The following is an 18,756-nucleotide window of genomic DNA, read 5'->3' as shown; positions in this document are numbered from 1 at the left end:
CGCGCGGGGCGTCCCCCCGACGGAAGTAGGCTCCTGCCATGGACCTCGAGACCTTCCGCAAGCTCGCGACCGACCGCCGAGTGATCCCCGTCAGCCGCAAGCTCCTCGCGGACGGTGACACGCCCGTCGGTCTGTACCGCAAGCTGGCCGCCGAGCGGCCCGGCACGTTCCTCCTGGAGTCCGCGGAGAACGGCCGCTCCTGGTCCCGGTACTCGTTCGTCGGCGTACGCTCCGCCGGGACGCTCACCGAGCGCGACGGACAGGCGCACTGGCTGGGTACACCGCCCGTCGGTGTCCCCGTCGACGGCGACCCCCTCGCCGCCCTGCGCGCCACCGTCCAGACACTGCACACGCCCCGCTACGAGGGCCTGCCCCCGTTCACCGGCGGCATGGTCGGCTACCTCGGCTACGACATCGTGCGCCGCCTCGAGAAGGTCGGCCCGGGGGAGCGCGACGACCTCAAGCTCCCCGAGCTGACGATGCTGCTCACCAGCGACCTCGCCGTGCTCGACCACTGGGACGGGTCGGTCCTGCTGATCGCCAACGCGATCAACCACAACGACCTGGAGACCGGCGTCGACGAGGCGTACGCCGACGCCGTCGCCCGCCTCGACGCCATGGAGGCCGACCTCGCGAAGCCGGTCGAGAGCGCGCCCGTGGCCCTCCCGCCGTCCGAGGTCCCCGAATTCAGCGCGCTCTGGGGCGGCAAGCAGTACCAGGACGCCGTCGAGGACATCAAGGAGCGGATCAGGGCGGGCGAGGCCTTCCAGGTCGTACCGTCCCAGCGCTTCGAAACCCCTTGCACCGCAAGCGCGTTGGACGTGTACCGGGTCCTGCGGGCGACCAACCCCTCCCCGTACATGTACCTGTTCCGCTTCGACGGGTTCGACGTCGTCGGCTCCTCGCCCGAGGCGCTCGTCAAGGTCGAGGACGGGCGCGCCATGGTGCACCCGATCGCCGGGACCCGGCCGCGCGGCGCGACCCCGCAGGAGGACCACGACCTCGCCGAGGAACTGCTCGGCGACCCCAAGGAGCGGGCCGAGCACCTGATGCTCGTCGACCTCGGGCGCAACGACCTGGGGCGGGTCTGCGAGCCCGGCTCCGTCGAGGTCGTCGACTTCATGTCCATCGAGAAGTACAGCCACGTCATGCACATCGTGTCGACGGTGACGGGGCAGGTCCGCGAGGAGCACACCGCCTTCGACGTGCTGACCTCCTGCTTCCCCGCCGGCACCCTGTCCGGCGCCCCCAAGCCGCGCGCGCTCCAGATCATCGACGAGCTGGAGCCGTCACGCCGCGGCGTCTACGGCGGCTGCGTCGGCTACCTCGACTTCGCGGGCGACTCCGACACGGCCATCGCCATCCGCACCGCGCTGCTGCGCGAGGGCACCGCGTACGTGCAGGCGGGCGCGGGTGTCGTCGCCGACTCCGACCCGGTCGCCGAGGACACCGAGTGCCGCAACAAGGCGGCGGCGGTGCTGCGCGCCGTGCACACCGCGAACCGGATGTGAGGCACAACGCCCTGTGACGTGACGCACGACTCCGCGCCCCGGCTCACCTAAACCCGTACAGACAGGCGATAGTGGAGTACGTGACTGCTGTACCGCACCCCCGAACCGATGCCGCCGAGCCGGCCGAGTCGGCCGCTTCCTCGTCGAACGGCCGGCGCAGCCTTGCCGTCGCCCTGCTCTGCGGAGCCGCGGGAGCCGCGATCGCGCTGCTCGCCTCCCGGCAGGAGTGGTGCTCGGGCGTCGCCGCCGTCGCCGGCGGCAAGCTGCCGCTGACGGCCAAGGGCAGCGACGTCACGGGCGTCCCCGCTGCCCTCGCCATCGTGGGCCTCGCGGCGCTCGTCGCCGTGTTCGCGGTCCGCAAGGTCGGCCGCGTCCTGGTCGCCCTGCTGCTCGCGCTCAGCGGCGCGGGAGCCGTCGCCGCCGCCGTGCTCGGGGCGCGCGACAGCGCCGCGCTCGACGAGAAGGCGGCGCAGGCCGCGGGGGACGCCTCCGCCACCATCCACGCGCTGAGCAGCACCGCGTGGCCGTACGTCTCGGCGGTCGGCGGCGCACTCATCCTGATCGCCGGGATCCTCGCCGTGATCTACGGCGCGGCCTGGCCCTCGATGGGCGGCCGCTACGAGCGCTCCGGCGCTCCGCGTTCGCGCCGCGCCAAGGCCGTGGACCCGGAGCGCCCCGAGGAGCTCTGGAAGGCCCTCGACCGCGGCGAGGACCCGACCGGCGCCTAGGGCCCTGTCGTTTGGATCAGGACGGGCGTCCCGACCCCGCGTGCCGAGCATGCGTGCGAGTACGGGACAATAGATAGGAACGTCGTACGTCATGCGTACGCATAGGCCATAAGCAACGAGGAGCAAGCCATGGCGGACAGCAGCCACGGACACACCCCGGCCGCCTGGACCGGTGTCATCATCGCCTTCATCGGTTTCTGTGTCGCTGGCACCTTCATGGTGATGAGCAACGTCGCCGGTTTCTGGGTCGGCATGGCCCTGCTGGCGCTCGCCGCGGTCGTCGGCGGCGTGATGAGCGCCATGGGCATGGGCAAGCCGAAGCGTGCCGAGCTGCAGCTCAAGTCCGCCGGCGCGGCGCAGCCCGCGGGCTCAGGAGCCTGAGTTCTCCCACATACCCGCGGAAGGGGTGGAGCGGCCGACCGACCGGCCGCCCTGCCCCTTTCGCGTTTCCCGGGGAGCGGTCGCCGCCCCGCGGATGCAGAATTCACGGGTGACCGTGGAGACGACCGACACCGACACCGATCCCGACCTCGACGCCGCCCCCGCCCGCTTCGGCGCCCTGCGCCGGCTGGCCGTCCCGCTCGGTGTGCTCGGCGGTGTCGCCCTCGCCTTCGCCTATGTGGGCGCCGTCGACCCCAATGAGCCCGGCCACTACCCGGCCTGCCCGCTCCTCCGGCTCACCGGCGTCTACTGCCCCGGCTGCGGCGGACTGCGCAGCGCGCACGCGATCGCGCACGGGGACCTCACGGGCGCGCTCGGCGCCAATGCCCTCGCCGTCGTCGGCTACGCGCTGTTCGCCGTGGTGTGGACGGTGTGGGCGGTACGGGCGGCCCGCGGCAGGCCCGTGAGCCTCGCGCTCGGCCGCGTACAGCTGTGGGTCGTCGGCGGGATCGTGCTCGCCTTCACCGTTGTCCGGAACCTGCCGTTCGGTGGCTTCCTAAGCCCTTGATCAATAGTGTTTGTCCAGGTAGTGGGACCGGTGTCAACCGGATGCGGGACCTTCGCCCTTCGACGGATACCATTCACAAAGACCAGATGAACGCCCAGGGGATGCCCGGAAAGGAGTCCGCTCGCGTGAGTGTGCTCGACGAGATCATCGACGGAGTCCGTGCCGACCTTGCGGAGCGGCAGGCGCGCGTCAGCCTCGACGAGCTCAAGGAGCGCGCGGAGCAGGCTCGCCCGGCCAAGGACGGGGTTGCCGCGCTCAAGGGCGACGGCGTCAAGGTGATCTGCGAGGTCAAGCGGTCCAGCCCCTCCAAGGGTGCGCTCGCCGCGATCGCCGACCCGGCCGCCCTCGCCGCCGACTACGAGGCGGGCGGCGCGGCCGTCATCTCCGTCCTCACCGAGCAGCGCCGCTTCGGCGGCTCGCTCGCCGACCTCGAGGCCGTCCGCGCCAAGGTCGACATCCCGATCCTGCGCAAGGACTTCATCGTCACGTCGTACCAGCTGTGGGAGGCCCGCGCGTACGGCGCCGACCTCGCGCTGCTGATCGTCGCGGCCCTGGAGCAGCCCGCTCTGGAGTCCCTCATCGAGCGCGCCGTGTCCATCGGCCTCACGCCGCTCGTCGAGGCGCACGACGAGGACGAGGTGGAGCGGGCGATCGACGCCGGGGCGAAGATCATCGGCATCAACACCCGCAACCTCAAGGACCTTTCGGTCGACCGCGGCACCTTCGAGCGCGTAGCCCCGGACATCCCGGACCACATCGTCAAGGTGGCCGAGTCCGGTGTGCGCGGCCCGCACGACCTGATCGCGTACGCCAACGCGGGCGCGGACGCCGTCCTCGTCGGCGAGTCCCTGGTGACCGGCCGCGACCCGAAGTCCGCTGTCGCCGACCTCGTCGCGGCAGGTGCCCACCCGGCCCTGCGCCACGGACGCTAAACTCACCGCCATGCCCATCGCCTCCCGCCTCGCCCCCGGCTGCCGCCCTCGCGGCTGCCGCGCGCCGGCGAGGCGTGTGCGCGGGCGCCGGGTCCGCTACCACATCGGTGCGGAACCGGGCCAGATCAACGGAATGCGATGGCAGGGCGCCCCTATAAGGGGCGCGGGGAACTGCGCAAAAAACGGGTAACCGCAAGGCGCGATTCCGCACGCCCCACGGCCTTTAGTGATCACACACCTACCGTGAGGCACACGCATGTCCAGCGACTACTTCATCCCTGACCCGGAGGGTCAAGTCCCCACCGCCGAGGGGTACTTCGGCGCGTTCGGCGGCAAGTTCATCCCGGAGGCCCTCGTCGCCGCCGTGGACGAGGTCGCCGTCGAGTACGACAAGGCCAAGAACGACCCGGCCTTCGCCGCCGAGCTCGACGACCTCCTGGTCAACTACACGGGCCGCCCGAGCGCCCTCACCGAGGTGCCCCGGTTCGCCGAGCACGCAGGTGGCGCCCGCGTCTTCCTCAAGCGCGAGGACCTGAACCACACCGGCTCGCACAAGATCAACAACGTGCTCGGCCAGGCCCTGCTCACCAAGCGCATGGGCAAGACCCGCGTCATCGCCGAGACCGGCGCGGGCCAGCACGGCGTCGCGACCGCCACCGCCTGCGCGCTGCTCGGCCTCGAGTGCAAGATCTACATGGGCGAGATCGACACCGAGCGCCAGGCCCTCAATGTGGCCCGGATGCGCATGCTGGGTGCCGAGGTCGAGGCCGTGAAGTCCGGCTCGCGCACCCTCAAGGACGCCATCAACGAGGCGTTCCGCGACTGGGTCGCCAACGTCGACGACACGCACTACCTGTTCGGCACGGTCGCGGGCCCGCACCCGTTCCCGGCGATGGTCCGCGACTTCCACCGGGTCATCGGCGTCGAGGCGCGCCGCCAGATCCTGGAGCGCGCAGGCCGGCTCCCGGACGCCGCGATCGCCTGCGTCGGCGGCGGCTCGAACGCCATCGGCCTGTTCCACGCGTTCATCCCGGACGCCGGCGTCCGCCTGATCGGCTGCGAGCCGGCCGGGCACGGCATCGAGACCGGCGAGCACGCGGCGACGCTCAGCGCGGGCGAGCCCGGCATCCTGCACGGCTCCCGCTCCTACGTCCTCCAGGACGAGGAGGGCCAGATCACCGAGCCGTACTCGATCTCGGCGGGCCTGGACTACCCGGGCATCGGCCCCGAGCACGCCTACCTCAAGGACTCGGGCCGCGGCGAGTACCGCGCGGTCACGGACGACGCCGCGATGCAGTCCCTGCGCCTGCTGTCGCAGACCGAGGGCATCATCCCGGCCATCGAGTCCGCGCACGCGCTCGCGGGCGCGCTGGAGGTCGGCAAGGAGCTGGGCAGGGACGGGCTGATCGTCATCAACCTGTCCGGGCGCGGCGACAAGGACATGGACACGGCCGCGCGCTACTTCGGCCTGTACGGCACGGACGGCGCCGTGGCGGCGAACGCCGACACCGCGGTGGCCGAGATCGAGGGAGACGCCAAGTGAGTGCCACTGAAAATCGTCGCGGCGTACAGCTGCTGGACGACACCCTCGTCGGCGCGAAGGCCGAGGGCCGCTCCGCCCTCATCGCCTACCTGCCCGCCGGTTTCCCGACCGTCGACGGCGGCATCGAGGCGATCAAGGCCGCCTTCGACGGCGGCGCCGACGTGGTCGAGGTGGGCCTGCCGCACTCCGACCCGGTGCTCGACGGCCCGGTCATCCAGACCGCCGACGACATCGCGCTGCGCGGCGGCCTGAAGGTCAAGGACGTCATGCGCACCGTGCGCGAGGCGCACGAGGCCACCGGCAAGCCGGTCCTCGTCATGACGTACTGGAACCCCATCGACCGCTACGGCATCGAGCGGTTCACCACCGAGCTCGCGGAGGCGGGCGGCGCGGGCTGCATCCTGCCGGACCTGCCGGTGCAGGAGTCGGCGGTGTGGCGCGAGCACGCGGACAAGCACGGTCTCGCGACCGTCTTCGTCGTTGCGCCCAGCAGCAAGGACGAGCGCCTGGCCACCATCACGGCGGCCGGTTCGGGCTTCGTGTACGCGGCGTCCCTGATGGGCGTCACCGGCACCCGCGAGTCCGTCGGCAACCAGGCCAAGGAGCTCGTCGAGCGCACCAAGGCCACGACCGACCTTCCGGTGTGCGTGGGCCTCGGCGTCTCCAACGCGAAGCAGGCCAAGGAGGTCGCCGGTTTCGCGGACGGGGTCATCGTCGGCTCGGCGTTCGTGAAGCGGATGCTGGACGCCCCGGACGAGAAGGCCGGATTCGAAGCGGTGCGCGCCCTCGCCGGTGAACTCGCCGCGGGCGTAAGGGAAAAGGGCTAGAAACCACCCGTAGTAACAGGGAGTCACGTCACCCATACGGATGGAAACCGGACCGGGGAGGCACGCTCGTGCCTTCCCGGTTCGTTGGCGCTGATGTGAGCGAGAAGAACCGAGACGGAAAGCGCGCGGCCCGCGAACGCCTTGCCGCAGAGCGCCAGAAGCAGAAGTCCGCCGAGAAGCGGCGCAGGACGTTGATCGTGGGCGCGTCCGTGGTGTGTGTGCTCGCCCTGGCCGCGGTGATCGGGGTGGTCGCCGCGAATTCGGGTGACGACAGTTCTGGTGACGCGGCGGCGGGGCCCGTGGTCGCGCCGAAGGGCGCCGACGGCAAGGACGAGCTGGCGATCCCCGTCGGCAAGGCCGGTGCGAAGTCGACGCTGGAGGTCTGGGAGGACTTCCGCTGTCCCGCCTGCAAGACCTTCGAGGACACCTACCGCTCGACGATCCACGAACTCGCCGACGCGGGTGAGCTGAGGGTGCAGTACCACCTGGTCACGCTGATCGACTCGAACATGCAGGGCACGGGCTCGCTCCGCGCGGCCAACGCGGCGGCGTGCTCGCAGGACGCCGGGAAGTTCCGCGACTACCATGACGTGCTGTTCGAGAACCAGCCGGAGGAAACCGACGACGCCTTCGCGAAGAACGACAAGCTGATCGAGCTCGCCGGAAAGGTCGGTGGCCTCGACACGGGCACGTTCAAGTCGTGTGTGAACAAGGGCACGCACGACAGCTGGGTGAACAAGACGTACAAGGCCTTCCAGGACGCGAAGCACACCGGCACGCCGACGGTCCGGCTCAACGGCAAGGACATCCTGAGCGACCAGAGCCTGACCCCGGCCAAGTTCAAGAAGATGGTCGAGGAGGCGAACAAGTAGTCGGAGCCGTTACTCAGCCGTTGCCGGGCTGCCCGTCGTGGCAGCGGCCCGGCACGGTAGCGTCGGACCTGCCATGGAACTTGCCTTCATTCCCAGCCCCGAGCAAGGAGTGGTCCATCTCGGACCCATTCCGCTGCGCGGCTACGCGTTCTGCATCATCATCGGCGTCTTCGTGGCCGTCTGGCTCGGCAACAGACGCTGGATCGCCCGCGGCGGGCGGACCGGCACGGTTGCCGACATCGCCGTGTGGGCGGTGCCCTTCGGCCTGGTCGGCGGTCGCCTCTACCACGTGATCACGGACTACGAGCTGTACTTCAGCGAGGGCCGTGACTGGGTGGACGCCTTCAAGGTCTGGGAGGGCGGCCTCGGTATCTGGGGCGCCATCGCCCTCGGCGCGGTCGGCGCCTGGATCGGCTGCCGCCGCCGCGGCATCCCGCTCCCGGCCTACGCCGACGCCCTCGCACCCGGCATCGTCCTCGCCCAGGCCATCGGCCGCTGGGGCAACTGGTTCAACCAGGAGCTGTACGGCCGGGCCACCGATGTGCCGTGGGCCCTCAAGATCACCTCGGACACGGACGGGCGGGTGCCGGGCACGTACCACCCGACGTTCCTGTACGAGTCGCTGTGGTGCATCGGCGTCGCGCTGCTCGTCATCTGGGCCGACCGGAAGTTCAAGCTCGGGCACGGGCGGGCGTTCGCGCTGTACGTCGCGTCGTACTGCGTGGGCCGGTTCTGGATCGAGTACATGCGCGTGGACGACGCGCACCACATCCTCGGCCTGCGCCTCAACTGCTGGACGGCGCTGGGCGTCTTCCTGCTCGCCGTGATCTACATGGTGGTGTCCGCGCGGAAGCGGCCGGGCCGCGAGGAGATCGTCGAACCGGAGGTCTCCGACGGGGCGGCGGACGAGGGTGACGGTGACGTCGAGGACGACGTCGACCTCTCGAAGAGTGGGGCCTCCGACAAAAAGACGTGAGGTTTTGGCTGTACGTGGGTGAGGGCGCCGGGCCGGTGGGTTCGGCGCCCTTTGCCGTTGCGGTGTGCCGCCTGAACGGCGTGTCCTCAATCGCCGGACGGGCTGGGAGTGGTGGAGCCGGCCAAGGTGAGGGTTCTGCGGGCGGAAGCGACGACCGCCGCGTCGACGAACCGGCCGTCCGGGAGGGCCAGCGCGCCCGCCTCCGTGGCCGCCGCGCACACGATCTCCTGGGCCGCCGCCACCTCCGCCGCCGTGGGGCGGAAGGCCTCCTCGATCACCGGGAGCTGGCGGGGGTGGATCGCCGTACGGCCGAGGAAGCCCAGCGCACGGCCCTCGGCGCAGGAGCGGGCCAGGCCCTCCGTGTCGCGGACGTCCGGGTAGACCGACTGAGGCGGAGGTGGCAGCCGGGCCGCACGCGCCGCCACGACCGCCCGGCCGCGCACCCACGCGAGGCCCGCCGCGTCCGTGACGCCGAGGTCGGCGCGCAGGTCCGCCTCGCCGAGCGCGATGCCGTGCACGCCGTGGTGCGCGGCGATGTCGTAGGCGTGCTCGACGCCCGTCGCCGACTCCAGCAGGGCGTACAGCGGCGGGACTTCGACCGCCCAGTCCTGTACGCGGGTCAGGTCCGCGGGGCCGCCCACCTTCGGCAGGCGCAGTGCGTCGAGGCCGGGGAGCGGGGTGAGGCGGCGTACCTCCTGCTCGGCGAGCGGCCCGTCGAGCGCGTTGACGCGGACGTGCACCGGCGTCTTGTGCTTGTCGGCGAGGAGTTCGGCGGTGGCGTCGAGCGCGTACGCCTTGCGGTCGGGAGCGACCGCGTCCTCCAGGTCGACCAGGACGACATCGGCGCCGGAGCCGAGCGCCTTGGCGACGACTTCGGGGCGGTCCCCGGGCACGTACAGCCAGGTCAGGTACGTCTTTTCCAGCGGCTCGCTCATACCGCACCAGCCTCCCGCAGGGACGCGACGGCCGCCTCCGACAGGCCGAGCCCTGCCAGGATCTCGTCGGTGTCCGAGCCGTGCGGGCGGCCCGTCCACTGGATGGCGCCGGGGGTCTCGGAGAGGCGGAAGAGGACGTTCTGCATCTTGACCGTGCCGAGGTCCGGGTCGGGGAGTTCGGTGATCGTGTCGAGGGCCTGGTACTGCTCGTCGGCCAGGACGTCGCGGATGTCGTAGACCGGGGCGATGGCGGCCTCCGCCTTCTCGAAGGCCGCGACCACCTCGTCGCGGGTGTGCGCCGCGATCCAGCCGCCGACCGCCGCGTCGAGCTCGTCGGCGTGGAGCGCGCGGCCCGAGCCCGTCGCGAACCACTCCTCGTCGATGAACTCGGGCCGCCCGACCAGATGCATCACGCGCTCCGCGATCGACTGCGCGGACGTCGACACCGCGACCCACTTCTCGTCGCGGGTGCGGTACGTGTTTCGCGGGGCGTTGTTCGTCGAGCGGTTGCCGGTGCGCGGCTGGACGTAGCCGAGCTGGTCGTACCAGGTGGCCTGCGGGCCGAGGATCGACAGCATCGGCTCGATGATCGCCATGTCGACGACCTGGCCACGCCCCGTCGTGTCCCGGCCGCGCAGCGCCGCCATGATCGCGTACGAGGTGGCGAGCGCGGCGATGGAGTCGGCGAGGCCGAACGGCGGGAGCGTCGGCGGCCCGTCGGGCTGCCCGGTGATCGCGGCGAAGCCGGACATGGCCTCCGCGAGCGTGCCGAATCCGGGGCGGCGCGCGTACGGGCCGAACTGGCCGAAGCCGGTGACGCGGGCGAGGACGAGGCGCGGGTTGGCGGCGCTCAGCTCGTCCCAGCCGAGGTGCCACTTCTCCAGGGTGCCGGGGCGGAAGTTCTCGACGACGACGTCCGAGTCCGCCACCAGCTTGAGGAGGACCTCGCGGCCGCCGGGGGAGGAGAGGTCGAGGGTGAGGTTCTTCTTGTTGCGGCCGAGGGTCTTCCACCAGAGGCCGACGCCGTCCTTGGAGGGGCCGTGGCCGCGGGAGGGGTCGGGCCTGCGGGGGTGTTCCACCTTGATGACCTCGGCGCCGAAGTCGCCGAGCATCGTGGCGCAGATCGGCCCGGCGAAGAGGGTGGCGAGATCGAGGACGCGCAGGCCGGTCAGAGGGCCCGGCTGGGTGGGTTCTTGCGGGTGCGTCATGCGCGGGCCTCCAGGGTGAGCCGGGCCAGTTCGTCGAAGCCGATGCCGTCGAATCCGGCGACTGTTGTCGCGAGGCGGTTCTTGAGCGGGGCCGTCCAGCGGTCGCCGAGCGCGTCCGGGTGGCCGGCGAGCAGACCGGCGATCGAGCCGGCGGTCGCGCCGTTGGAATCGGTGTCCCAGCCGCCGGACACCGCGCGGCAGATGGAGCCCTCGAAGTCGCCGTCGGCGTGGGTGAGGGCGGCGGCGAGCAGGGCGGCGTTGGGGAGGACGTGGACCCAGTGGTGGTCGGCGTAGGTGGCGTGCAGCTCGTCGACGGCGGAGTCGAAGTCCGTGTGTTTCACGGCCAGTTCGATGCCCAGGTGGACGGCCTGGGCGTAGCGGGATTGCGGTGGTACGACGGCGAGGCCGGATCGGAGAGCGGTGTGTACGTCCGCCGTGCCCGTAGCGGCGGTGGCGATGGCGGCGGCCGTGAACATCGCGCCGTACACGCCGTTCGCGGTGTGCGTGAGAACGGCGTCCCGGTGGGCGAGACGGGCGGCGTGGGTCGGGTCGCCGGGGGTGATCCAGCCGAAGACGTCGGCGCGGATCTGGGCGCCGATCCATTCGCGGCAGGGGTTGCGGTAGGTGGCGGTGTGCGGGGGTTCGAGGCCGGTGAGGAGGTTGCGGTAGGCGATGCGTTCGGCGGTGAAGGTGCGGCCGGCGGGGAGTTCGTCGAGCCAGAGTTTGGCGACGTCGGTCGTGGTGAAGGCGGGGCCGTGGCGTTGGATCAGGAGCAGGGCGAGGAGGGGGTAGTTGAGGTCGTCGTCCTCCGGCATGCCGTTGATGTTTTCGGCGAGGGAGGTGGGGGCGCTGCGGCGGTTCCAGGGGTATGTCGCCGCTACCGCGGGGTCCAGGCCGGTCTGCGTGAACCAGGTGTGCAGGGGCCAGTTCCCGGTTGAGCGGGCGATGGCGCGGATCCCTTCGAGCGGCAGCTTCTCGACGGGCTTGCCCAACAGACACCCGACGGCCCGCCCGAGCCACGCGGCGTGCAGCCGGTCGAGCAGAGCGTCCTCATCCCCCACCCCGCCCCTCCCCGAAACCGGGGCTCCGCCCCGGACCCCGTTCCTCAAGCGCCGGAGGGGCTGATCTTTCCGCCTCTCCGGCCCCGGGCTCCCGGTGCCTCCCGCGCCAAGGCGGGGCTTGATTTCAAGCCCCGCCGGCGATTGAGGCGGCCCGTCCGGCAGGACTTTCGGGAAGGGGTGGGGTGGGGGAGAGGTCTTTGTTGCGGACTCGATCGCGGACAGGGCTGTCGGTTCCGGCAAAGGTGAGGGGAGTGCGGCGAGGTCGTCGAGGAGCTGCTCGGCGAGCTGCCGAAGGGCGGGGCTCGCCGGGGTGGCGGACGCACCCGCTCGGTCCGGTGCGAGGTGGCCGCCCGCTGACAACCAGCGGGACGCGATCGCGGACGCGTCGCGGCCGTCCTGCGCCGCCTGGCGCAGCTCGTGGCCGATCAGATCCTCCGGCTGGACCCACGTCAGACGGAGCATCACGACCCCGCCACCGCCGCGAACGCGGCATCGTGGGCCCGGCGCCGGTCCACATCCTTCGCGTACACCTCACGCGTGACCCGCGCGAGCGAGGCCGCCGGACCGTGCAGGTCCAGCTTGCTGGCCCGCGCGATCTCGGCGCTCCACTCCTTGGGCACGGCCCCCTCCCCGTACAGCGCCCCGACGATCGCCCCGCTCATCGTGGCGATCGAGTCGCAGTCGCGGCCGTAGTTGACCGAGCCGAGGACGGTGTGGCGGAAGTCGCCGTGGCCGACGAGCAACATCCCCAGAGCGACTGGGAGTTCCTCGATGGCGTGCAGGCGGGAGGGGCGGCGGGCGCCGAGTGAGGGCTTGCGGTAGTCGGGGCCGACCGTGTCGAAGGGGGTGACCGCTTCTCGCAGCGGCTTCAGTGCGTTCTCGAAGTCGTCGTGGCGGGAGGCCACTTCGCAGACCGCCTCGATCGCCGACCGCGTGCCGTCCTTCGCGAGAGCCAGGGCGTCCTCGACGACGGACTCGGGCGTCGCGCCCGGCTTGTACGCGGCCGCGACCGCCGCCGCGAAGACGCCCGCCGCCTCCCGGCCGTACGAGGACTGGTGCGCGCCGGCGACGTCGAGGGCTTCCTCGTAGGCCTTCAGCGGGTTGCCCGCGTTGACCGCGCCGACCGGGGCCATGTACATCGCCGCGCCGCAGTTCACGATGTTGCCGACGCCCGCCTCGCGCGGGTCCACATGCCCGTAGTGGATGCGCGCGACGATCCACTTCTCGGCGAGGAACAGGCGCTGGAGGGGGAGGGCCTCCGCCTCGAGTTCCGGGATCCAGCGGGGGGTGGTGATCAGGTCGGGGACGAGGTGGTCGGCGACCGCGTACGCGTCGAGGTGGTCCCGGACCTTCTCGTAGACCCGGACGAGCGCGTGCGTCATCAAGGTGTCGTCGGTGACGTGGCCGTCGCCCTTGTGGTACGGGGCGATGGGGCGGGCCGTCTTCCAGTCGTCCTTGTAGAAGGGTTCGACGATGCCGCGCACCCGGCCGCCGTGCCGCTCAGCGATGGCCTCCGGCGTCCAGCCCTCGACCGGGCCGCCGAGCGCGTCGCCCACGGCCGCGCCGACCAGGGCGCCGGTTGTGCGGTCCTCCAGGGAAACGGTAGTCATGCCGAAGTTCCTTCCGCTGCAAGGGAGTTGGTGGTGGCGCGGGCGAGCCGTTCGGCCAGGGTCGTCAGCTCGGTTCCCGCGAGTTGGGGCAGTGCGCAGCCCGCGAGGATGTCGCAGGCGTCCCGCCAGGTGTGCGGCAGCGCCTGTGCGCCGCCGATCGCGCCGGTGAGGGCGCCGGTCAGGGCGGGCGCCGAGTCGGCGACGCGGGACAGGCAGGCGGCGGTGGGCACGGCCTCGGTGACCGATCCCGCGGCCGCCGTCGCCATCGCGAGCGCTACGGGGACGGTTTCCGCTGCCGCGATGCCGTAGCTGTAGACGTGGTCGACGATCTCGTGTTCCAGGACGGGGACCAGCGCGAACGCGTTGCCGGGCTGACCCGGGCGGTCCGCTGCCGCGGCGCGGCCGAGTTCCACGGCGCGGTGGGCGTTGCGGTGGATCTCGGTGCCGGCCGGGAGCTGGGCGAGTGCGGCGTCCACGCAGGCGTCGACGTCCGCGCCGCCGAGTGCGGCCGCGACGGCTGCCGCCATGGCGCGGGCGCCGTGCACGCCGTCGCCGTCCTGGGTGTAGCGGGCGTCGAACTCGGCGAGGTCCGCGGCGAGTTCGGGTTTGCCCGGGTGGACGACGGCGAGGACCGCGGCGCGGACGCAGGCCGCGTCGTCGAAGTAGTGCGGGTTGTCGTGGCCGGTGGCGGGTGGGCGCAGGCCCGCGGCGAGGTTGCCGAGTCCTGCGCGGACGGAGATGCGGGCGCGCAGGGGGATGTCGGCGGATTCGATCTCGTCGGCGCGGGCCGCTGCGGCGGAGATTTCGTCGGCGAGGGTGTTCCAGGCGAGGGAGAGGGAGGAGCGGACGCGGTGGTCGGGTGGGAGGTCGCCGAGGCCTTCGGCGTGGGCGGAGAGGATGGCGAAGGCGGTGAACGCGGCCCATTCGGCGTCGTCGGAGGGGCCGAGGCGGAGGGGTTCCGGGGGTTGGTTCAGGGCGATGGGGACGGGGAGGGTGGTGGTGGCGTTCTGCTCGGCGAAGGTGTCGAGTTCGCGGGTGAGGCGTCTCGTCCAGTCGGGGAGGCGTGCGGCGCGGTGGCGTCCCGACGGCCAGCCGGCGGCGTCGCCTGCGGCGATTCCCAGGAGGAGGCCTTGGATGCGGTCCGCCGTTGCTGTTGCGGCGGATGTCGTTGCGGCCGCGGGGCTCTGCCCCGGACCCCGCTGCTCAGTCGCCGCAGGGGCTTGATTTGGGTGGGCAATATCAGCCCCGCCGGCGTTTGAGGCGCGGGGGCCGGGGCGGAGCCCCGAGGCGTGGTCGGGGTTCATGCCACGGCCCCCGTCCGGTCCGGCGGCGGAGGCACTAGGCGATCCGCGACGTCGAGGACGTGGCGGCCTGCCATTGACGGGAGGCAGCTGCCGCGGACCGGGCCGATCGCCGCCGCCCAGTCGGCCGGGATCGACGACTCGCCGCACAGCGCACCGGCCAGCGCCCCGGCCACGGCCGCCGTCGTATCCGCGTCGCGCCCCATGTTGACCGCCGTGAGGACCGATTCGCGGAAGTCGCCGCGGGCCACCGCGAACGCGCCGAAGGCCAGGCCGACCGCCTCGGGGGCGAGATCCGTCCACGGGTAGCCGCCGATGACCACCGCCTTGCGGACCGCCCGTTCCATGGAGAGCTGCGTGCCGTCCGGATCACGGCGGGCCCGCCGCGCCGCCGAGACCGCGCGGTGCAGGGAGCGTGCCGTCCACGAGTCGTCGGGGACGACCGAGAGCGCCGCCTGCACCACCGCGTCGGGGTTGTGGCTGACCATCGCCGCCGCGACGCCCGCCGCGACCGCCCGGCCGCCGTGGATGCCCTCCCCGTCGTGCGACACCGTGCCGTCGATCGACACCAGGCGGGCCGCCTCGGCCGGGCGGCTCGCCGCGTACACCCCGAAGGGCGCCGCACGCATCGCGAGGCCGTCGCTCCAGGCGTGCCGGTGCTGGGCGGAGATGGGGGCGACGAGGCCCCGGCGGAGGTTCTCGAGCGTGCCGCGTTCGCTGAAACCGGCGCCCTTGAAGGGGCCCTCGTCGCGGTCCGCGATCCACGTGTGCCAGGCCCGCTCGACGTGCTCGATGGTGAGGCCCGCGCCGTGCTCGGCGAGGAGGAGGCCCGAGAAGATCGCGTACTCGGTGTCGTCCGTGCCCGCCGGGTCGGCGGAGACGAAGCCCTCGATGCGGCCCCAGCGTTCGCGGATCTGGGACGGCTTCATGTTCTCCGCGGGCGCGCCGAGCGCGTCACCGACGGCGAGGCCGAGGAGCGCCCCGCGGGCGCGGTCCCGCAGGGAGATCGGGGCCTCGGGGGGAGGTGGCGGGACCGTGCGGAGTCTGCGCGGTCCCGCCGTGTCGTCCGCCGGAGGATCCGGTTCGACGCTGACGCTCATGGTGTGTTCGTGCTCATCTCTGGGGTTGTGCTGGTCGTACCGATGGAGCGATGGGGCGGCTCAGCGTTGGTAGCGGTTCAGAATCAGATTGCCGTCGTCTGCCAGGCGCTTGCGCAGCTCTGTTACGCCGAACGCGCCGTTGTAGTACTCCTGGAAGGCCGGCGTGGCGATCTTGTCCTTCCATTCGGCGTAGCCCCGCACCCCGAGCACCGGGGACGGGCGCAGCGAGGCGGCCAGCTCCGAGCCGGTCCTCCAGCCGTACTTCTCGGTGGTCAGGGACGGGTCCTTGAGAGCGGCCCGGCTGGTGGGCAACAGCCAGTCGCCGCGCGCCAGTTGGACCTGGTGGTCGGCCTCGGTGAGGTAGGCGATGAACCGGGCCGCCGCCTCCTTGTGCTTGCTGTCCTCGGAGACGGACAGGGTCTGCGGGGCGACGCCCTGGGCCAGGCCGTCCGAGCCCGCGGGCATCGGCAGGACGGTCCAGTCGAAGCCCTTGGGCGCCTGCTGCTGGACCTGCTGCCGGAACGAGAAGTTCAGCGGCAGCATCGCGTACTTGCCCGCGAAGAAGCCGGGCAGCGTGTCCGAGCCGGCCATGCCGAGCGCGGATTTGGGTGCGGTCTGCGCCTTGTTGACCTGCCGGTCGATCAGCCGGGCGACGGCCGAGTCGGCGGCGCCGTAGCGGATCTCGTTCTTGCCCTCCGCGTCCTTGTAGAAGATCTTGCCGCCGGTGGACTGCGCGAGGTTCACGGACTGGGTGACGGGCTCCTTCATCGACCAGGCGACGCCGTACTGTTCGGGCTTGCCGTCGCCGTTCCTGTCGCGCGTGAGCTTCTTGCTCGCCTGCTCGAACTCGGCCCAGGACCAAGGGTGTTGCGCTGTCGGCACACGCACCCCCGAACGCTTCAGGAGCTTCTTGTTCACGACGAGTACGCGCGGCTCCTGGAGGAACGGGATGCCGTAGATCTTCTTCCCGTACGTCGTCGTGGCCCAGGACGCCTTCGGGATGTCGGCGCGCAGCGACTTCGGCAGATAGGGGCTCAGGTCGGCGAGGTAGCCGCCGTGTCCGAAGTCGGTGAGGTCGGAGGCGTCGTCGTGGAAGATGTCCGGCGCCTTGCCGCCCTCGAAGGAGGTCAGCATCTGGTCGTGGATGCTGTCCCAGACGCCCTGGACGTACTTGACCTTGACCTTGTCGTGGGTGTCGTTCCACTGCTCGACCAGCGCCTTGTTGGCCTCGATCGACTCCTTCTGCCAGGCGAGGCTGAGGAAATCGAGGGTGACCGTGCCGTTCGCCGACTCGGAGTCCGAGGACCCGGAGCAGCCGGCGACCAGGGCGAGCGAGAGCGCGGCCGCGGCCGCCGCGGTGAACTTCCGTACGCGCATCAGCCCTTCACCGCCCCGCTGAGCATGCCGCCCACGAGCCGCCGCTGGAGCAGCGCGAAGAACACGAGGCTGGGGATCGTGGCGAGGACCGAGGCCGCGGCGAGCGGCCCGAGGTCGGCGACGCCCTCGGCGCCGAGGAAGCGGGTGAGGATGACCGACATCGTCTGGTTCTCCGGAGACTTGAGGAGGACGAGGGCGAAGAAGAACTCGTTCCAGGCGGTCACGAAGCTGAACATCAGCGTCGCCACCAGGCCGGGAGTGAGCAGCGGGAGCACCACGCTCGTGAGGGTGCGCAGGCGGCCCGCGCCGTCCACCGCCGCGGCCTCCTCCAGGGAGCGCGGCACCGACTTCACGTAGCCCTGGAGCATCCAGAGCGAGAAGGGCAGGTTCCAGACGACGTAGACGATGATCAGGCCGAAGAGGCTGTCGATCATCTGCAGGTTCTTCAGGACCAGGAACAGCGGGATGATGATCAGCACGAACGGGAACATCTGGCTGACCAGGATCCAGCCCGTGCCCGCCTGGCTGACGCGGGTCTTGTACCGGACCATGACGTACGAGGCCGGGACCGCGATCGCCACCGAGATCACGGAGGCGCTGACCGCGACGACCAAACTGTTGAGCGCGGAGCGGAGCAGTGGCTGCGCGTCGAACGCGGCGCGGTAGTTGTCCAGGCTCGGATGCTTCGGAATCCAGCTCGGGTCGATCGATCCCAGCTCCTGCGGGGACTTGAACGACGTCGAGATCAGCCACAGGAACGGGAAGGCGAGGAAGACCATGTAGCAGAGCAGGGCCACGTACTGGCCTGCTCGGCCCGCGACCCGGGGGAGTGTCGTACTCGTGCTCATGCCGCTGCCTCCACATCTTCCTTGAGCTTCTTACGGAGGAACAGCGTCAGCAGCACCGCGATCACCGCGACCATCGCCAGGCCCATCGCCGCGGCGTATCCGAACTGCCCGTACTTGAAGGCCTCTTCGTACGCGAACAGCATCGGGAGCCGGGTCTGGCCGCCGGGCCCGCCCTGCGTCAGCACGTAGACCAGGCCGAAGGAGTTGAAGTTCCAGATGAAGTTGAGCGCCGTGATGGCGATGACCACCGGCTTCAGGGCCGGCCAGGTCACGGCCGAGAAGCGGCGCCACAGGCCCGCGCCGTCCAGCTGCGCGGCCTCCCGCAGCTCCACCGGCACGTTCTGCAGCCCGGCGAGGAGCACCACCGTCGTCTGCGGCATGCCCGCCCACACGCCCACCACGATCACGGCGGGCAGCGCGTACGACAGGTCGGCGAGCCAGTCGACGTTCTCGTGGATGAGGCCGAGCTGGGTCAGCGTCTTGTTCAGGACGCCCGCGTCCGAGTGGTAGACGAGCCGCCACATGATGCCGACGACGACCTCGGGCATCGCCCACGGGACGAGCGCCAGGGTGCGGGCCAGCCAGCGGAACCGCAGATTCTGGTTGAGCAGCAGCGCGAGGCCGAGCGCGAGCACGAACTGCAGGGCCGTCACGGATACCGCCCAGACCAGGCCGATCCGGAACGACTCCCAGAACAGCGAGTCGTGGCGCAGGTCGAGGAAGTTGTCCAGGCCGATGAACTGCGTCGGGGAGGTCCGCCCCGCCTGCGAGTCGGTGAACGCCAACGACAGGCCGTACAGGAGCGGGCCCACGCTGAGTATCAGAATCGGGATCAGCGCGGGCATCAGCAGGAACCACGCGCCCCGGTCCAGACCCAGCGCTCGCTTGCGCTGACCCGGCGTACGGGGTGGCGGTGTGCCGCGGCTGCCGCCAGGGACGGCACTGTCCCGGGGCGCGGTGAGACTCATGGGAATCCTC

General features: G+C 71.4%; 19 protein-coding genes. 10 read left to right on the top strand and 9 right to left on the bottom strand.

Annotated features, from left to right (window positions below; genetic code table 11):
* Nucleotides 1-38: 38 nt before the first annotated feature.
* The 10 genes from ABT004_RS13245 (at nucleotide 39) to lgt (ending at nucleotide 8,338) form a co-directional block, all read left to right on the top strand.
* Complete coding sequence (locus ABT004_RS13245) at nucleotides 39-1,511, top strand: anthranilate synthase component I (RefSeq protein ID WP_351335185.1); 1,473 nt, start codon at nucleotides 39-41, stop codon at nucleotides 1,509-1,511.
* Between the two features lie 71 nt (nucleotides 1,512-1,582).
* Nucleotides 1,583-2,239, top strand: a complete 657-nt coding sequence (locus ABT004_RS13240; RefSeq protein WP_351335182.1) for a TIGR02234 family membrane protein — start codon at nucleotides 1,583-1,585, stop codon at nucleotides 2,237-2,239.
* Between the two features lie 129 nt (nucleotides 2,240-2,368).
* Nucleotides 2,369-2,620 (top strand): HGxxPAAW family protein, encoded by a 252-nt coding sequence (locus ABT004_RS13235; RefSeq protein WP_351335179.1) that lies wholly within the window; start codon nucleotides 2,369-2,371, stop codon nucleotides 2,618-2,620.
* A gap of 109 nt (nucleotides 2,621-2,729) precedes the next feature.
* The gene (locus tag ABT004_RS13230; RefSeq protein WP_451189550.1) at nucleotides 2,730-3,188 is read left to right on the top strand and encodes a DUF2752 domain-containing protein; all 459 of its coding nucleotides are present in this window, start codon (nucleotides 2,730-2,732) and stop codon (nucleotides 3,186-3,188) included.
* Nucleotides 3,189-3,313: 125 nt separating this feature from the next.
* A complete protein-coding gene (gene trpC, locus ABT004_RS13225; protein WP_351335176.1) occupies nucleotides 3,314-4,120 on the top strand; it encodes an indole-3-glycerol phosphate synthase TrpC in 807 nt (268 codons plus the stop codon).
* Nucleotides 4,121-4,130: 10 nt separating this feature from the next.
* Nucleotides 4,131-4,310: a tryptophan biosynthesis modulator TrpM gene (trpM, locus tag ABT004_RS36380; protein ID WP_426904125.1), complete on the top strand. Its 180-nt coding sequence runs from the start codon at nucleotides 4,131-4,133 to the stop codon at nucleotides 4,308-4,310.
* A 66-nt stretch (nucleotides 4,311-4,376) separates the two neighbouring features.
* The gene (gene trpB / locus ABT004_RS13220; protein WP_351335174.1) at nucleotides 4,377-5,663 is read left to right on the top strand and encodes a tryptophan synthase subunit beta; all 1,287 of its coding nucleotides are present in this window, start codon (nucleotides 4,377-4,379) and stop codon (nucleotides 5,661-5,663) included.
* Nucleotides 5,660-6,490, top strand: a complete 831-nt coding sequence (gene trpA / locus ABT004_RS13215) for a tryptophan synthase subunit alpha (RefSeq protein WP_351335171.1) — start codon at nucleotides 5,660-5,662, stop codon at nucleotides 6,488-6,490. The genes trpB and trpA overlap by 4 nt, the downstream gene beginning before the upstream one ends.
* Nucleotides 6,491-6,585: 95 nt before the next feature.
* Nucleotides 6,586-7,362, top strand: coding sequence for a thioredoxin domain-containing protein (locus ABT004_RS13210; protein ID WP_351335168.1), 777 nt, complete (start codon nucleotides 6,586-6,588; stop codon nucleotides 7,360-7,362).
* A 73-nt stretch (nucleotides 7,363-7,435) separates the two neighbouring features.
* Nucleotides 7,436-8,338 (top strand): prolipoprotein diacylglyceryl transferase, encoded by a 903-nt coding sequence (gene lgt, locus ABT004_RS13205; protein WP_451189546.1) that lies wholly within the window; start codon nucleotides 7,436-7,438, stop codon nucleotides 8,336-8,338.
* 86 nt (nucleotides 8,339-8,424) lie between these two features.
* Here lgt and ABT004_RS13200 read toward each other — a convergent pair whose 3' ends face one another.
* From ABT004_RS13200 to ABT004_RS13160, 9 genes are read right to left on the bottom strand one after another with little or no spacing between them, the layout of a single operon-like run.
* On the bottom strand, nucleotides 8,425-9,273 hold the full coding sequence (locus tag ABT004_RS13200; RefSeq protein ID WP_351335166.1) for an HpcH/HpaI aldolase/citrate lyase family protein: 849 nt from the start codon (nucleotides 9,271-9,273) through the stop codon (nucleotides 8,425-8,427).
* Complete coding sequence (locus tag ABT004_RS13195) at nucleotides 9,270-10,481, bottom strand: CaiB/BaiF CoA transferase family protein (RefSeq protein WP_351335164.1); 1,212 nt, start codon at nucleotides 10,479-10,481, stop codon at nucleotides 9,270-9,272. The genes ABT004_RS13200 and ABT004_RS13195 overlap by 4 nt, the downstream gene beginning before the upstream one ends.
* Nucleotides 10,478-12,004, bottom strand: coding sequence for an ADP-ribosylglycohydrolase family protein (locus ABT004_RS13190; protein ID WP_351335161.1), 1,527 nt, complete (start codon nucleotides 12,002-12,004; stop codon nucleotides 10,478-10,480). The genes ABT004_RS13195 and ABT004_RS13190 overlap by 4 nt, the downstream gene beginning before the upstream one ends.
* Nucleotides 12,004-13,152, bottom strand: coding sequence for an ADP-ribosylglycohydrolase family protein (locus ABT004_RS13185; protein ID WP_351335158.1), 1,149 nt, complete (start codon nucleotides 13,150-13,152; stop codon nucleotides 12,004-12,006). Before ABT004_RS13185 ends, ABT004_RS13190 begins: the two co-directional genes overlap by 1 nt.
* The gene (locus ABT004_RS13180; protein WP_351335156.1) at nucleotides 13,149-14,456 is read right to left on the bottom strand and encodes an ADP-ribosylglycohydrolase family protein; all 1,308 of its coding nucleotides are present in this window, start codon (nucleotides 14,454-14,456) and stop codon (nucleotides 13,149-13,151) included. Before ABT004_RS13180 ends, ABT004_RS13185 begins: the two co-directional genes overlap by 4 nt.
* Entirely contained in the window at nucleotides 14,453-15,553 is a 1,101-nt protein-coding gene (locus ABT004_RS13175) for an ADP-ribosylglycohydrolase family protein (protein ID WP_351335153.1), read from the bottom strand. The genes ABT004_RS13180 and ABT004_RS13175 overlap by 4 nt, the downstream gene beginning before the upstream one ends.
* Nucleotides 15,554-15,613: 60 nt before the next feature.
* Nucleotides 15,614-16,930, bottom strand: coding sequence for an ABC transporter substrate-binding protein (locus ABT004_RS13170; RefSeq protein ID WP_351335150.1), 1,317 nt, complete (start codon nucleotides 16,928-16,930; stop codon nucleotides 15,614-15,616).
* Nucleotides 16,930-17,778 (bottom strand): carbohydrate ABC transporter permease, encoded by an 849-nt coding sequence (locus ABT004_RS13165; RefSeq protein WP_351335148.1) that lies wholly within the window; start codon nucleotides 17,776-17,778, stop codon nucleotides 16,930-16,932. The genes ABT004_RS13170 and ABT004_RS13165 overlap by 1 nt, the downstream gene beginning before the upstream one ends.
* Entirely contained in the window at nucleotides 17,775-18,746 is a 972-nt protein-coding gene (locus ABT004_RS13160; protein WP_351335145.1) for a carbohydrate ABC transporter permease, read from the bottom strand. Before ABT004_RS13160 ends, ABT004_RS13165 begins: the two co-directional genes overlap by 4 nt.
* Between the last annotated feature and the right edge of the window lie 10 nt (nucleotides 18,747-18,756).

Origin of the sequence: Streptomyces sp. NPDC002790, from assembly GCF_040295505.1 — a bacterium.
Taxonomy (GTDB): Bacteria; Actinomycetota; Actinomycetes; order Streptomycetales; family Streptomycetaceae; genus Streptomyces.
The sequence above is the reverse complement of the archived record's forward strand: the minus strand, read 5'-3'. Positions and strand labels throughout refer to the sequence as shown.

Excerpts from the sequence above, each read along its gene's own strand:
- ABT004_RS13245 (WP_351335185.1), top strand. The coding sequence starts at position 39 with ATGGACCTCGAGACCTTCCGCAAGCTCGCGACCGACCGCCGAGTGATC.
- ABT004_RS13235 (WP_351335179.1), top strand. The coding sequence starts at position 2,369 with ATGGCGGACAGCAGCCACGGACACACCCCGGCCGCCTGGACCGGTGTC.
- trpM (WP_426904125.1), top strand. The coding sequence starts at position 4,131 with ATGCCCATCGCCTCCCGCCTCGCCCCCGGCTGCCGCCCTCGCGGCTGC.
- trpB (WP_351335174.1), top strand. The coding sequence starts at position 4,377 with ATGTCCAGCGACTACTTCATCCCTGACCCGGAGGGTCAAGTCCCCACC.
- lgt (WP_451189546.1), top strand. The coding sequence starts at position 7,436 with ATGGAACTTGCCTTCATTCCCAGCCCCGAGCAAGGAGTGGTCCATCTC.
- ABT004_RS13200 (WP_351335166.1), bottom strand. The coding sequence starts at position 9,273 with ATGAGCGAGCCGCTGGAAAAGACGTACCTGACCTGGCTGTACGTGCCC.
- ABT004_RS13195 (WP_351335164.1), bottom strand. The coding sequence starts at position 10,481 with ATGACGCACCCGCAAGAACCCACCCAGCCGGGCCCTCTGACCGGCCTG.
- ABT004_RS13190 (WP_351335161.1), bottom strand. The coding sequence starts at position 12,004 with ATGCTCCGTCTGACGTGGGTCCAGCCGGAGGATCTGATCGGCCACGAG.
- ABT004_RS13185 (WP_351335158.1), bottom strand. The coding sequence starts at position 13,152 with ATGACTACCGTTTCCCTGGAGGACCGCACAACCGGCGCCCTGGTCGGC.
- ABT004_RS13180 (WP_351335156.1), bottom strand. The coding sequence starts at position 14,456 with ATGAACCCCGACCACGCCTCGGGGCTCCGCCCCGGCCCCCGCGCCTCA.
- ABT004_RS13175 (WP_351335153.1), bottom strand. The coding sequence starts at position 15,553 with ATGAGCGTCAGCGTCGAACCGGATCCTCCGGCGGACGACACGGCGGGA.
- ABT004_RS13170 (WP_351335150.1), bottom strand. The coding sequence starts at position 16,930 with ATGCGCGTACGGAAGTTCACCGCGGCGGCCGCGGCCGCGCTCTCGCTC.
- ABT004_RS13165 (WP_351335148.1), bottom strand. The coding sequence starts at position 17,778 with ATGAGCACGAGTACGACACTCCCCCGGGTCGCGGGCCGAGCAGGCCAG.
- ABT004_RS13160 (WP_351335145.1), bottom strand. The coding sequence starts at position 18,746 with ATGAGTCTCACCGCGCCCCGGGACAGTGCCGTCCCTGGCGGCAGCCGC.